The sequence below is a fragment of the Xanthomonas sp. NCPPB 3570 genome, from assembly GCF_056725115.1.
Genome location: NZ_CM161513.1, coordinates 1,882,578 through 1,896,143, shown reverse-complemented (window position 1 = coordinate 1,896,143; position 13,566 = coordinate 1,882,578). Strand labels below are relative to the sequence as shown.

The following is a 13,566-nucleotide window of genomic DNA, read 5'->3' as shown; positions in this document are numbered from 1 at the left end:
GCTCTACTCGCCTGCCGGATCGGGTACCGGCAGCCCGTGCAGGTTAGCGTAGATTCGTGCAGCCAGTGCGTCATTGATCCCTTCCACCCGCGCGATCTCGGCCTCGCCGGCGGCCTTGAGCCCGGCCAGTCCGCCGAAGTGCTTGAGCAGGCTGGCGCGGCGCCGCGGGCCGATGCCCGGGATGTCCTCCAGCTTGCTGGTCATGCGCGCCTTCTGCCGGCGCCCGCGGTGGCCGGTGATGGCGAAGCGGTGCGCCTCGTCGCGCACCTGCTGGATGAACTGCAGCGCCGGCGACGCCGCGCCCGGCCGCAACTCGCGCCCGTCCGGCATCACCAGGGTCTCGTGGCCGGCGCGACGCTCGGCGCCCTTGGCCACGCCGATCAGCAGCACCCCGTCCACGCCCAGGTCGGCCAGCGCACCGGTGGCCTGCGCCAACTGGCCGGCGCCGCCGTCGATCAGCAGCACGTCCGGCAGCACCGCATCGCCCTTGCCCTCGCCTTCGGCGGCGCGGCGGAAGCGGCGCTCGATCGCCTGGCGCATTGCCGCGTAGTCGTCGCCCGGCTCGATGCCGCTGATGTTGTAGCGGCGGTACTGGCTGCGCACCGGGCCGCTGGCGTCGAACACCACGCACGAGGCCACCGTGGCCTCGCCCATGGTGTGGCTGATGTCGAAGCATTCCACCCGCTTGACCGGCTCGGCCAGGCCGAGCATCTCGCGCAGCGCCTCGCTGCGCGCGTGCTGGGCGTTGCGGCTGGTCAGTTCGGTGACCAGGGTGGCCTGGGCGTTGCGGCTGGCCAGCTCCAGGTAGCCGGCGCGCTCGCCGCGCACGTTCCACTTCAGCTGCACCTTGCGCTCGGCGGCCGAACTCAGCGCCGCCTCGATCAGCTCGGCGTCGGGAATCTCGCGGTCCAGCAGCACCTCGCGCGGCGGCGCGTGCTCGACGTAGTACTGCGACACGAACGCGCCCAGCACTTCGGCGGCGCTGTCCTCGCCATTGGTCTTGGGGAAGAACGCGCGGGTGCCGAGATTGCGCCCGTCGCGGAAGGCCAGCAGCAGCACGCAGGCGTTGGCGCCCTGGGTGGCGCAGGCCAGCACGTCGAGATCGGCGGCGCGGCCGTCCACGTACTGCCGGCTCTGCATGCTGCGCAGCGAGCCGAGCAGGTCGCGCAGGCGCGCGGCGCGCTCGAACTCCAGGCGCTCGCTGGCGGCCTGCATGGCCTGCACCAGTTCCTCGCCGAGCTGGTCGCTGCGCCCTTCCAGGAACAGCGTGGAGCGGCGCACCGCCTCGGCGTACTCGTCGGCCGCCACCAGCGCCACGCACGGCGCGCTGCAGCGGCCGATCTGGTACTGCAGGCACGGCCGCGAGCGGTTGCGGAACACGCTGTCCTCGCAGCTGCGCAGCTTGAACAGCTTGTGCATCAGGTTCAGCGTCTCGCGCACCGCGGTGACGCCGGGATACGGCCCGAAATAGCGCCCGGGCACCGCGCGCGGGCCGCGGTGCAGGGTGATCCGCGGCCACTCTTCGCGGGTCAGCAGCACGTAGGGATAGCTCTTGTCGTCGCGCAGCGACACGTTGTAGCGCGGCGACAGCGACTTGATCAGCTGGTTTTCCAGCAGCAGCGCCTCGCCCTCGCTGCGGGTGACGGTGACGTCCATCCGCGCCACCTGCGCCAGCATGGCCATGGTCCGCGCATTCTTCGGCGAGCCGCTGAAGTAGCTGGACACGCGCTTGCGCAGCGCGCCGGCCTTGCCGACGTAGAGCAAGGTGTCGTCGGCGGCGTACATGCGGTAGACGCCGGGCGCGGTACTGAGGTTGGCGGCAAAGGCCTTGCCGTCGAACGGGGGCAATTCGGGGGTACTCATTCGCCGATCGCGAGATCGCGCAGTTCGCCGCTGGCGATGTCGTAGCGCAGCACCGCATGCGCATCGGTCTCGGCGATCCACACGGTGCCCGCGCTCACCGCCAGCCCGCCCGGACCGTGCAGGCGCCGCGGCAATACCGCGGTGGAGAGTTCGCCGCCGCCCAGGCGCAGGCTGCGCAGGCTGCCGTTGCCGCTGTCGGCGATCCACAGCAGCGGCGCGTCCGGGCTCAGCGCGATCGCCTGCGGGAACTGCAGGCGGGCACGGCTGCGCGGCCCGTCCTCGTTGCCGAAATCCCATGGTCCCTGGCCGCCGAGCAGGGTCTGCACCAGGTCGCCGCGCAACTGCATCGAGCGCACCGCCGAGCCCAGCGCATCGCACACGTACAGCACCTGCTGCACCGCGGCCAGGCTGCACGGCTGCGCGAACGCGGCCAGGTGGCCGCTGCCGTCGCGCAGCTCCAGCGCGCCGGCGCCCGCGCGCCAGCGCAGGCTGCGGCTGCCCAGGTCGTAGCTCCAGATGCGGTTGTCGCCGGCCATCGCCAGGTGCACCTGGTTGTCGGCGATCACCACGTCCTGCGGATGGTTCAGCGGCGCCAGCAACGGTTGCTCCACCCGCCCCTCGACCGGCTCGCCGGCGCGGCCGTTGCCGCACAGCGTGTCGACCTGGCCGGTGAGCAGGTTGATCCGGCGCAGCGCATGGTTGCCGGTATCGGCCACGTACAGCACGCCGCGCTCCAGCGCCAGCCCGCGCGGACGGTGGAACGCCGCCTCGCCGATCGCGCCATCGATGAAGTCGGCGGTGCCGATGCCGAACTGGCGCAGGACGCGGCCATTGGTGCTGCATTCGAGAATGCGGTGATGACCGCTGTCGGCCACATACAGCAGGTCGTCGGCCACCACCAGACCGGTCGGGAAGCGCAGCGGCAGGCGCGGCTCCGGCTGGGTCTCGCGGGCGTCGCGCAGGTCCTCGTCCAGCGGCAACGGCTGCCCGGCGCACAGCGCGTGCAGCGCCTTGTCCAGTTCGGCGCCGCCGATGCCGACCAGGCGCTCGCGCTCGACACCGCCGGCGTCGATCAGCACCAGGGTCGGCCAGGCCTGGATGTCGAAGCGCTGCCAGGCGGCCCAATCGGCATCGAGCAGGATCGGCGCGGACACGCCCTGGCTGCGCAGCAGCTTCAGCGCCCGCTGCGGCTCGCGCTCGCTGTCGAAGCGCGGCACCTGCACCACGATCACCTGCAGCCGTCCGGGATTGCGCGCCTGCCACTGGCCGAGTTCGGCCAGGCGCTGCGCGCACCACACCGAGGCGGCATTGACGAAGGCCAGCACCAGCGCCCGGCCCTGCAGATCGCGCAGGCGGATCGGCTCGGCGTTGAGCCAGGCGCCGGACGCGGGAAGTTCCAGGGCGGCGATGGAATTCATCGGCCGATTATGCCGGAGCCGAGGTCGGCGGACAGTCGTGCCACGCTGCCGGCGGCCGCTTCGTCTACCAGTTGCCAGACCTGCTCGAATTGCGCGCTGCCGCCGGTGTACGGATCCGGGATCTCGCTGCGGCCATGCACGCCGGCCCACGGCAGCCACAGCGCCACGCGCTCGCGCGCCGACGCCGGTGCGCGCTGCTGCACGTCGCGCAGGTTCGCCGCATCGGCGCACAGCAGCCAGTCGAATTCGGCAAAGTCGCGGTCGCGCAGTTGCCGCGCGCGCAGGCCGGCGATGTCCACGTCGTGCGCGGCCGCGCAGGCCACCGCGCGCCGGTCCGGCGGCTCGCCGCGGTGCCAGTCGCCGGTGCCGGCCGAGTCGACCTCCACCACACTCGCCAGCGGCGAGCGCTGCAGATGGTGGCGCAGCGCGCCCTCGGCCATCGGCGAACGGCAGATGTTGCCCAGGCACACCAGCAGCAGCTTCATGCCTGGCCGCCCTGCAGATAGGCCTCGGCGCGCGCCAGGTCCTCGGGCGTGTCCACGCCCGGCGGGAACGGCGCCGGCGACAGCGCCACCGCGATCCGGAAGCCGGCTTCCAGCACCCGCAACTGTTCCAGCGACTCGATCCGCTCCAACTGCCCCGGCGGCATCGCCGCAAACCGGCGCAGGAAGCCGGCTCGATAGGCATAGATGCCGATATGCCGCAGCCACGGGCCGGGCAGCGGCAGCTGCGCCTGCGAGGCGGCGAAGGCGTCGCGGTGCCAGGGGATCGGCGCGCGGCTGAAGTACAGCGCATCGCCGTCGGCGCGGCGCACCAGCTTGACCACGTTGGGATCGAACAGGTGTTCGGCCGCGTCCACCGGTGTGCCCAGGGTCGCCATCTCGGCGCCGCTGTCGGCCAGGGTCCGGGCCACCGCGACGATGCCGGCGACCGGCGCGAACGGCTCGTCGCCCTGCAGGTTGACCACCAGGGTCGCATCGTCCCAGCCGGCGATGTCGGCGCACTCGGCCAGGCGGTCGGTGCCGGAGGCGTGGTCGCTGGAAGTCGTGGTCACATGCACGCCGTCCAGGTCGGCCACTGCCGCGGCGATGCGCGCATCGTCGGCGGCCACCCACACCTGCGTGGCACCGGCGGCGAGCGCACGCCGGGCCACGTGGCGGATCAGCGGCTCGCCGCCGAGCGCACGCAAAGGCTTGCCCGGCAGCCGCGAGGCGGCATAGCGGGCCGGGATGGCGACCACGAACGGCGGCAAAGCGGCGCTCATGCCGCCACCGCGCCGACGGTGGGAACGTCACTGGCGGCGGCAGACAGGTGCGGGAGCGGGGCGAATCCGGCCATGAATTGATCTTTCTCCGTCAATTATTGAGAATAGTTCGCATTCGCCATTCGACGACCGGACTGTCCCAGCACGCGTGCCGCTGCGACAGCCTCTGGCGCGACGACCGCGTTGCCTTCCGCCCATTCTATAGACCCCACCGATGAACCTCCCCGCCCATCCGCTCCGATCCGCTGCACCCCCCTCCTCCGCCACCACGCGCCGCGCGCTGTGCCTGGCGATCGCCGCATTGCTGCTGCCGGCTGCGGCCGGCGCCGCCGAGGCCGACGCCAGCGCGACCGGCGACCGGCAACCCACCGAGTTGGAGAAGCTGGATGTGGTCGCGCAGCGCAAGGATGGCTATACCCCGCCGCCCAGCGCCACCGGTACTGGCTTGGTGCTGAGTCCGCTGGAGACGCCGCAATCGGTGAGCAGCATCGGCCGCGAGCAGATGGACGATTTCGGCCTGCGCAACGCCAACGACGTGCTGGCGCTGGCCACTGGCGTCAACGTGGAGAAGATCGAGACCGACCGCACCTACTACACCGCGCGCGGCTTCGACATCATCAATTTCCAGGTCGACGGGCTGGGCCTGCCGTTCACCAACGGCGGTGCCGAGGGCGACCTGGACACGGCGATGTACGAGCGCGTGGAGGTGCTGCGCGGCGCCAACGGCCTGCTGTCCTCGACCGGCAACCCGTCGGCGACGATCAACTTCGTGCGCAAGCGCCCGACCCAGGACCTGCAGGGAAGCGTCGGCGTCACCGCCGGCAGCTGGGACATGCGGCGGGTGGACGCGGACCTGTCGGGCAAGCTCAACCACAGCGGCAGCGTGCGCGGACGCATCGTCGCCGCCGGCCAGGACGGCGACAGCTACCTGGACCGCTACTCGCTGAAGAAGCGCAGCGTCTACGGCATCGTCGAGGCCGACCTGAGCGACAGCACCCTGCTCAGCGTGGGCGCCAGCGACCAGAAGAACGAACCCCACGGCGGCATGTGGGGCGCCCTGCCCCTGTACTACAGCGACGGTAGCGCCACCCACTATGCGCGCTCGACCAGCACCTCGGCCGACTGGTCGTACTGGAACAGCACCGACAAGCGCGCGTTCGTGGAACTGCAGCAGGCGCTGGGCGGCGGCTGGCAGCTCAAGGCCGCGCTGAACTACCGCAAGCTGGAGTCGGACGGCAACCTGTTCTACGCCTATGGCACGCCCGATCGCGCCACCGGGCTGGGGCTGTACTCCTATCCCTCGCGCTACGTCAGCCACGAAACCCAGAAGTACGCCGACCTCTACGCCAGCGGCCCGTTCGTGCTGGGCGGACGCGAGCACGAACTGGTGGCCGGGGTGAAGTGGGCCGGCATCGACGTCTCGCAGGTCTCCACCTACCCCGATTCCAGCGACACCAGCGCCTGGTTCGCCCTGCCCAGCCTGGAGAACTGGAGCGGCGACATCGCCCTGCCAGCGTTCACCACCGCGCCGACCGGCGCCGCGTTCGACATGATCCGCCGCAGCGCCTACGCCACCGCGCGCTGGAACCTGAGCGATGCGCTGAAGCTGATCACCGGCGTCAACCACACCAGGATCGAGAGCCGCGGCCAGAACTACGGCGTGCAGCACGTCTACGACGCCAGCAAGACCACCCCGTTCGTCGGCGCGGTGTACACCTTCGATCCGAACTACGCGCTGTACGCCAGTTATGCGGAGATCTTCAATCCGCAGACCGAACTGGACCGCAACCTGCGGGTGCTGGACCCGATCACCGGCAGCAACGCCGAACTGGGCATCAAGGGCCAGTGGCTGCAGCAGCGGGTCAATGCCTCGTTCGCCATTTTCCGCGCCAAGCAGGACAACACCGCCGAAGCCGATGCCTACGTCGGCACGCTGCAGACCTACAAGCCGGTGGACGCCACCTCCACCGGCTACGAGTTCGACATCGCCGGCCGGCTCGGCGAACACTGGCAGCTCAATGCCGGCTACACCCAGCTGAGCCTCAAGGACGACGCCGGCAACAACGTGCGCACCTACGTGCCGCGCCGCACCTTCAAGCTCGCCAGCACCTACACCGTGCCGCAGTGGGAAGCGCTGAAGCTGGGCGCGACGCTGACCTGGCAAAGCGACATCTCCCGCGACCAGCAGGCCGTGGACACCAGCGGCAATGAGATTTTCACCCGACAGGACAGCTACGCGCTGCTCGGGCTGATGGCGCACTACGACTTCACCCCGCAGTTCAGCGCCACGCTCAACGTCTACAACGTCACCGACCGCAAGTACATCAACAGCCTGTACTGGGCGCAGGGCTACTACGGCGCCCCGCGCAACACCGCGCTGTCGCTGAACTACCGGTTCTAGTGCGGTTCGCCGACGCAACGCGGCGCTCAAGGCGTGGGCGGCGACGAGCGGCGCAGCAGCCCCGAGCGTCGTGCCGCCTGCGTGCCTCCAGGCACCTCTCGGAAGCGTCTTGAGCGTCCTGCAGGAGCGGCTTCAGCCGCGACGGGCCTTGCCGGTAACGCCCCATCGCGGCTGAAGCCGCTCCTACGGAAGACGGTGGATCCGGCGCGATTGCGCAGGAAACAGCCGATGCGCCGCGCCGCTAGTCGCCGGACTCGCCGGCGCGGCCGCGCAGCTTGTCCAGCCGATCCAGCAGGCCGATCCAGAACGCCGCCGGCAGTTCGGCGACCAGCGGCACGCTGAAGCACCAATCGTTGACGAAGGCGGCGCACTTGACCGCGTCCTTCTCGGTCATCAGCACCGGCAGTTCGCTGCCGAAAGCCAGGTCCGCGGCGCGGTACTGGTGGTGGTCGGGAAAGGCATGCGGGACCACGCCGATGCCCTGCGCGCGCAGCATGTCGAAGAAGCGCTGCGGATGGGCGATGCCGGCCACGGCGTGCACGCGCTGGCCGGCGAAGCTGCGCAGCGGCCGCGCACGGCCGCCGCGCAACGGCTGCGCGCTGTCGATGCGCAGGCGCATCGCCCATTCGCCGAAACCGGCTTCGAGCGCACCGCTGTCGCTGGCCTGGCCCAGGTTGATGACCCGGAAATCGCATTCGTTGCCGCGCGCTACCGGCTCGCGCAGCGGCCCGGCCGGCAGCAGGCGGCCGTTGCCATAGCGGCGCTGGCCGTCCACCACCTCGATCTCGATGTCGCGCTGCAGGCGGTAGTGCTGCAGGCCGTCGTCGCAGACCACGATGTCGCAGCCGGCCTGCAGCAGCGCGCGCGCCGCGGCGACGCGGTCGCGGTCCACCCGCACCGGCACCCCGGTCTTGCGCGCGATCAGCACCGGCTCGTCGCCGCCCTGCTCGGCCGAGGTGCCCGGCTCGATCCAGCGCGGCTCCTGCGGCTGGCTGCGGCCGTAGCCGCGGCTGGCCACGCCCGGGCTCCAGCCGGCGTCGCGCAGGCGCTGCACCAGGGCGATGGTCAGCGGCGTCTTGCCGGTGCCGCCGGCGGTGAGGTTGCCGACCACCACCACCGGTGCGGCGATGCTGTGGCGCTTGCGCCAACCGCGCCGGTACAGCGCACGGCGCAGCGCGATCGCCGCCGCGTACAGCGGGGTCAGCACACGCGCGTGCAGCGGCGGCGAACCCGTGCCGTACCAATAGGCGGGGGTGTGTGGCCCGCGCTCGCTCATCCGAACTGCCTTTCGCGGAACTGCATGCTGTGCAGGTGCGCATACACCCCGCCCAGCGCCAGCAGTTCGCTGTGGGTGCCGCGCTCGACGATGCGGCCGTGGTCCATCACCAGCACCTGGTCGGCGTGTTCGATGGTCGACAGGCGGTGGGCGATGACCAGCGTGGTGCGGTCGGGCATCAGCCGGTGCAAGGCGTCCTGCACCAGCCGCTCGGATTCGTTGTCCAGCGCCGCGGTGGCCTCGTCGAGGATCAGGATCGGCGCGTCCTTCAGCATGGCGCGGGCGATCGCCAGGCGCTGGCGCTGGCCGCCGGACAGGCGTCCGCCCTTGGCCCCGACCTGCGCCTGCACGCCCTCGGGCAGGTGCTCGACGAACTCCATCGCGTTGGCGTCGGCGATCGCCTGCTGCAGTTGCGCCGGGCCCGCGTCGCGCATCTCGCCGTAGGCGACGTTCTCGGCGATGCTGCCGTCGAACAGCATCACCTGCTGGCCGACCAGGGCGATCTGCCGGCGCAGATCCTCCAGGCGGTATTCCTGCAGCGGATGGCCGTCGAGCAGGATCTGCCCGGACTGCGGATCGTAGAAGCGCGGGATCAGCTTGACCAGGCTGGACTTGCCGCTGCCGGAGCGGCCGACGATGGCCGTGACGGTGCCGGGTTCGGCGACGAAGCTGACCTCGGCCAGCGCCGGCCGCGCCTGCCCCGGATAGGCGGCGGTGACCTCGCGGAACTCGATCCGGCCCTGCGCACGCTCGATGTGGCGGGTGCCGCTGTCCTGTTCCTCCGGCGCATCCAGCACCACGAACAGCCGCTGCGCCGAGGCGACGCCCCGCTGCAGCATGTTCTGCACGTTGGTGAGGTTCTTCAGCGCCGGGATGATCGCCATCATCGCGGTCATCAGCGACACGAACTCGCCGGCGGTCAGGCGCCCGGCCAGCGCCTCGTGGCCGGCGATCAGCAGCAGCGCGGCCAGGCCGATCGCGCCCAGCAACTGCACCGCGGCCGAGGAGATGCCGCGGGTGGATTCGACCTTCATCGCCAGATGCAGGTTGGTGTCGGCCAGGTGCTGGTAGCGCTCCATCTCGCTGGCGCGCGCGCCGTAGACCTTGACCTCCTGGTTGCCGGACAGGGCCTGCTCGGCGGACTGCATCAGTTCCGCGTTGCTCTCCTGGATGCGATGGCTGACCCGCCGGTAGCGCTTGGCCACGCGGTCCATCACCCAGGCCAGCGGCGGCGCCACCAGCAGGATGGTCACGGTCACGGTCCAGCTGTACCACAGCATCACCGCCAGCGCGCCGACGATCTGCAGGGTCTGCTGCACCATTACCTTCATCGCGTCGACCGCGGCCTGCGCCACCTGCTCGCTGTCCGAACCCAGCCGCACCAGCATCGAGGCCACCGGCTCGGCGTCGAAGCGGCTGCCCGGCAGGCGCAGGTACTTGTCCAGCACGTTGACCCGGAAATCGCGGGAGATGCTCCGCGCCGCGCGTCCCATCGACATGTCGGTGACGTAGCCGGCGATGCCGCGCAGCACGAACAGGCCGACGATCTGCAGCGGCAGCCACATCGCCACTTCGCGGTTGCGGGCGATGAAGGTCTCGTCGGTGATGGGCTTCATCAGCGCCAGGAAGCCGGAGCCGGCCAGCGCTTCCAGCAGCGCGCCGACGGCGGCGATCAGCAGCAGGCCGCGGTAGCCGCCGGCATAGGACAACAGGCGGCGATAGGTCCGCCAGGGGGAATCCTGGACGGGCACGTCGGTGGGTACATTCACTTGGAGCTTCCGTCCCTGTTGACTTCGGGGGCAGTGGCGATGGCGATGCGGCGGAATCCGAGCTGGCCCAGCGCGTCCTGCGCGGTGACCACCGCCTGGTACGGCGTGCGCGCGTCGGCGCGCAGCAGCACCGGCTGTTCGCGGTCGTCGCCGGCGACCTGGGCGATGCTCCGCTTGACCGACTCCACGTCGGTGCGCAGCACTTCCTGGTCGTTGATGAAGTAATGCCCGTCGGCGTTGATCAGCACGCTCAGCGCGCGCGCCGGCGGCGGCGCATTGCGGTCGCTGGCGTTGGGCAACTGCAGTTGCAGCGTCGAACGCGCATCGAAGGTGGTGGTCACGACGAAGAAGATGATCAGCACCAGGATGACGTCGATCAACGGCACCAGGTCGATGTGCGGCTCGTCCTGGCCACGGTCGTCGCGGATCCGCACCGGCTCAGCCCTTGGCCGTCGCGGCGTTCGACGCGGCGCCGCGTGCCGCTGGCGCCACGGCACGGCCGTGGCCGTCCAGTGCATCGGTCAACGCGGTGGCTTCCTGCTCCATCTCGATCACGTAGCCGGCGATGCGGCCCTTGAAATGGCGATGGAAGATCAGCGCCGGCACCGCGATGATCATGCCGGTGGCGGTGCACACCAGCGCCTTGCCGATGCCGCCGGCGAGCTGGTTCACATCGCCCAGGCCATGGTCGAGGATGCCCAGGAACATCTGGATCATGCCGACCACGGTGCCGAGCAGGCCCAGCAGCGGTCCGGCCGAGGCGATCGTGCCCAACGCGTTCAGGTAGCGCTCCATGCGGTGCACGACATGCCGGCCGGTGTCCTCGATGCGCTCGCGCACGATCTCACGCGGGCGGTTGCGCACGTCCAGGCCGGCGGCGAGCAGCGCGCCCAGCGGCGAATTGCGCCGCAGCGACTCGATGTGGGTGGGATCGAGCTTGCCGCGCGTGGCCCAGTTGCGCACTTCCTGGCCCAGTCCCGGCGGCAACACCTCGCTACGGCGCAGGCTCCAGAACCGCTCCAGGACGATCGCCAGCGCGACCACGCCCAACAGCAGCAACGGCACCATCGGCCAGCCACCGGCCTTGACCAGTTCCCACACGTCGCAACCCTCCGGCACGCTCGGCCGTTCGTTCACTGGCCGATAGGATAGCAGCCGCCCGCGCCCGCTCCGCCGCGTCCCATAGCCGCGCCCGCCAGGGCCGCCGCTCGCGCAGTTGCGGGCCGGCGCGCCCCAGCCACACGCGCAGCGCACCGCCCTGCGGCGTACCGGCGACCTCGGCGCCGGCGGCCTGCCAGCGCGCCACCACGCCCGGATGCGGGTGGCCGAAGCGGTTGCCATAGGCCGCCGAGACCAGCACCAAGCGTGCGCCGGTGGCGGCGACGAAGGCCGGCTGCGAGGAATGCGCGCTGCCATGATGCGGCGCCACCACCACCTCGGCGCGCAGCGCCTGCGGCGCCTCGCGCAGCAGCGTGCGCTCGACCACGTCGCCGATGTCGCCGGCCAGCAACAGCGCACCGTGCGCGGTCTCCACGCGCAGCACGCAACTGGACTCGTTGCGCAGATAGGGAAAGTGCCGCGCCGGGTGCAGAAATTGGAAGCGCACCCCATCCCACTCCCAGGCGTCGCCGGCCTCGCAGGCCCGGTCCACCGGCAACGGCGCGCCAGCCGGGGCCTGGACCAGGCCGATCGGCAACGCCGCGCGCACCGCGCCCAGGCCGCCAGCATGATCGTTGTCGCCATGACTGATCACCGCGCGATCCAGCCGCGCCACGCCGAGCGCATGCAGCGCCGGCACCACCACCCGCTCGCCGGCATCGTAGCCGTCCTCCACCGCCGGCCCGGTGTCGTACAGCAGCTGGTGGTGGGCGGTGCGGACCAGCAACGACAGCCCCTGCCCCACGTCGAACATCACCAGATCGACCTCGCCCGGCCGTGGCCGCTCCAGCGGCGGGTGCAGCAACGGCAACCACAGCAGCGCCGCCAGCGGCTTGCCCGGCACGGCGCGCGGCAACAGCAGCCAGAACGCGCCCAGCAGGGCCAGCGGCAGTGCCCAGTCGCGCGCCTCCGGCAGCCAGCGCAGGGCGAAGCGGCTCTCGCCCAGGGTGACGAACAACGGCCAGGTCAGGTCGAAACAGGCCGCGGCCAGGCGCCACAGCCAGGCCCCGGCACCGGCGTGCAACGCCTCCAGCGCGGTGCCGAGCAGGGCCAGCGGCACCACCACCAGGCTCCACCAGGGGATGGCCAGCAGATTGGCCAGCGGCCCGACCAGCGAGGCCTGCCCGAACAGCATCGTGCTCACCGGCAGCAGGCCGACCGTGGCCACCCCCTGCGCGGTCAGGAAGCTGCGCAACGTTTCGCGCCAGCCGCGGCCGGCGTCGGGCATGCACCAGGCCAGCCAGGCGACGCCGAGGAAGCTCAGCCAGAAGCCGGCCGAGAGCACCGCCAGCGGGTCGCAGAGCAGCATGGCGATCGCAGCCAGTGCCAGCGCGTCGACCACCCGCACCGGCCGCCGCCACAGCCGGGCCGCGACCACCACGGCGATCATCAGCGCGGTGCGCACGGTCGGCAGGGCCATGCCCGACACCAGGGTGTAGCCGCCGGCACCCAGCAGCGCCAGCGCCGCCGCGGCCTGGCGACGCGGCCAGTAGCGGCCCAGTTGCGGCCACAGCCGCCACAGGCCGCCGCCGAGCAACGCGAAGGCGCCGGCGACCAGGCCGACATGGAAGCCGGAAATGGCGATGAGATGGGTCAGGCCGGCGGCACGCAGGATGCGCCAGTCGCGATCGTCCAGGCGCCGCGTGTCGCCCAGCGCCAGTGCCTGCACGTAGCGCGCCGAGGCCTGCGGCACGGCCGCGGCGATGCGTGCGGACATCTCCGCACGCCAGGCGTCGATGCCCTGCCCCGGCGTCAGTTGCGTGGCCGCACGCGGCGCCACCACGTAGCCGCTGGCGCTGATCCGCTGCGCCAGCGCATAGGCCTCGGCATCGAAGCCACCAGGATTGCTCAAGCCGCGCGGTGCACGCAGGCGCACCTGCAACTGCCAGCGCGCGCCGGCGCGCAGGGCGCTGCGCGGCCCGGCCTGGTGCGTGCCGAAGTCGTCGTACCACGCCAGTTGCAGCAGGCGCCCGCGCACCGGCGCCGGCTGCGCCGCGTCGCTGTCCACGCGGAACAGGAAGCGGGTGCGGCGGGTCTCCGCCTGCGGCAGTTCCACCACCTGGCCACGGACGTCGACCACGCGCTTTTCCCAGTCGGCCGGCAACTGCCTTGCCAGCACCATGCCGGCGACCAACGCCAGCCAGCCGGCACCGATCGCGAACGCCCCCAGCCAGCGCCAGCGCGGCGCCGCCACGTACAGCACCGCCCCGACGAGCAGGATCGCCACGGCCAGCGGCCAGGGCAGCAGGCGCGGCAGCCACAGCGCGACCAGCACGCCGGCGGCGAGGCTGGCCGCGACCGCAGCGCCGAACGGCGCCGGTGCCGGCCAGCGCGACCCGCCAACGCCAGCGACGTCTCGACGCGGCACGGCCTCTGCTGCCAGTTGCATGTACTTGCCCTCCATGGCATCGGCGAAT

General features: G+C 71.5%; 10 protein-coding genes. 1 reads left to right on the top strand and 9 read right to left on the bottom strand.

Features of this window, described 5'->3' with window-relative positions:
- Positions 1-3: 3 nt before the first annotated feature.
- From uvrC to kdsB, 4 genes are read right to left on the bottom strand one after another with little or no spacing between them, the layout of a single operon-like run.
- Positions 4-1,863: an excinuclease ABC subunit UvrC gene (gene uvrC / locus AC1PLR_RS08330; RefSeq protein ID WP_010342634.1), complete on the bottom strand. Its 1,860-nt coding sequence runs from the start codon at positions 1,861-1,863 to the stop codon at positions 4-6.
- The gene (locus AC1PLR_RS08325; protein WP_010342635.1) at positions 1,860-3,281 is read right to left on the bottom strand and encodes a hypothetical protein; all 1,422 of its coding nucleotides are present in this window, start codon (positions 3,279-3,281) and stop codon (positions 1,860-1,862) included. Before AC1PLR_RS08325 ends, uvrC begins: the two co-directional genes overlap by 4 nt.
- Positions 3,278-3,766: a low molecular weight protein-tyrosine-phosphatase gene (locus AC1PLR_RS08320; RefSeq protein WP_481103240.1), complete on the bottom strand. Its 489-nt coding sequence runs from the start codon at positions 3,764-3,766 to the stop codon at positions 3,278-3,280. The genes AC1PLR_RS08325 and AC1PLR_RS08320 overlap by 4 nt, the downstream gene beginning before the upstream one ends.
- Positions 3,763-4,545, bottom strand: a complete 783-nt coding sequence (gene kdsB, locus AC1PLR_RS08315) for a 3-deoxy-manno-octulosonate cytidylyltransferase (RefSeq protein ID WP_481103239.1) — start codon at positions 4,543-4,545, stop codon at positions 3,763-3,765. The genes AC1PLR_RS08320 and kdsB overlap by 4 nt, the downstream gene beginning before the upstream one ends.
- A 214-nt stretch (positions 4,546-4,759) precedes the next feature.
- Here kdsB and AC1PLR_RS08310 point away from each other — a divergent pair, with 214 nt between their 5' ends.
- On the top strand, positions 4,760-6,946 hold the full coding sequence (locus AC1PLR_RS08310) for a TonB-dependent siderophore receptor (protein WP_481103238.1): 2,187 nt from the start codon (positions 4,760-4,762) through the stop codon (positions 6,944-6,946).
- Between the two features lie 241 nt (positions 6,947-7,187).
- Here AC1PLR_RS08310 and lpxK read toward each other — a convergent pair whose 3' ends face one another.
- From lpxK to AC1PLR_RS08285, 5 genes are read right to left on the bottom strand one after another with little or no spacing between them, the layout of a single operon-like run.
- Positions 7,188-8,222, bottom strand: a complete 1,035-nt coding sequence (gene lpxK / locus AC1PLR_RS08305) for a tetraacyldisaccharide 4'-kinase (protein ID WP_104609562.1) — start codon at positions 8,220-8,222, stop codon at positions 7,188-7,190.
- Positions 8,219-9,991 (bottom strand): lipid A export permease/ATP-binding protein MsbA, encoded by a 1,773-nt coding sequence (gene msbA, locus AC1PLR_RS08300; protein ID WP_481103237.1) that lies wholly within the window; start codon positions 9,989-9,991, stop codon positions 8,219-8,221. Before msbA ends, lpxK begins: the two co-directional genes overlap by 4 nt.
- Positions 9,988-10,425, bottom strand: a complete 438-nt coding sequence (locus AC1PLR_RS08295) for an ExbD/TolR family protein (RefSeq protein WP_010342642.1) — start codon at positions 10,423-10,425, stop codon at positions 9,988-9,990. The genes msbA and AC1PLR_RS08295 overlap by 4 nt, the downstream gene beginning before the upstream one ends.
- A 4-nt stretch (positions 10,426-10,429) precedes the next feature.
- Positions 10,430-11,092, bottom strand: a complete 663-nt coding sequence (locus AC1PLR_RS08290; RefSeq protein ID WP_029562039.1) for a MotA/TolQ/ExbB proton channel family protein — start codon at positions 11,090-11,092, stop codon at positions 10,430-10,432.
- Complete coding sequence (locus tag AC1PLR_RS08285; protein WP_481103236.1) at positions 10,986-13,538, bottom strand: DNA internalization-related competence protein ComEC/Rec2; 2,553 nt, start codon at positions 13,536-13,538, stop codon at positions 10,986-10,988. Before AC1PLR_RS08285 ends, AC1PLR_RS08290 begins: the two co-directional genes overlap by 107 nt.
- Positions 13,539-13,566: the final 28 nt, after the last annotated feature.

What these genes read in the sequence shown, in the direction of transcription:
- AC1PLR_RS08320 (WP_481103240.1), bottom strand. Translation starts at nt 3,766, where the DNA reads ATGAAGCTGCTGCTGGTGTGCCTGGGCAACATCTGCCGTTCGCCGATG.
- uvrC (WP_010342634.1), bottom strand. Translation starts at nt 1,863, where the DNA reads ATGAGTACCCCCGAATTGCCCCCGTTCGACGGCAAGGCCTTTGCCGCC.
- AC1PLR_RS08310 (WP_481103238.1), top strand. Translation starts at nt 4,760, where the DNA reads ATGAACCTCCCCGCCCATCCGCTCCGATCCGCTGCACCCCCCTCCTCC.
- lpxK (WP_104609562.1), bottom strand. Translation starts at nt 8,222, where the DNA reads ATGAGCGAGCGCGGGCCACACACCCCCGCCTATTGGTACGGCACGGGT.
- AC1PLR_RS08325 (WP_010342635.1), bottom strand. Translation starts at nt 3,281, where the DNA reads ATGAATTCCATCGCCGCCCTGGAACTTCCCGCGTCCGGCGCCTGGCTC.
- AC1PLR_RS08285 (WP_481103236.1), bottom strand. Translation starts at nt 13,538, where the DNA reads ATGCAACTGGCAGCAGAGGCCGTGCCGCGTCGAGACGTCGCTGGCGTT.
- kdsB (WP_481103239.1), bottom strand. Translation starts at nt 4,545, where the DNA reads ATGAGCGCCGCTTTGCCGCCGTTCGTGGTCGCCATCCCGGCCCGCTAT.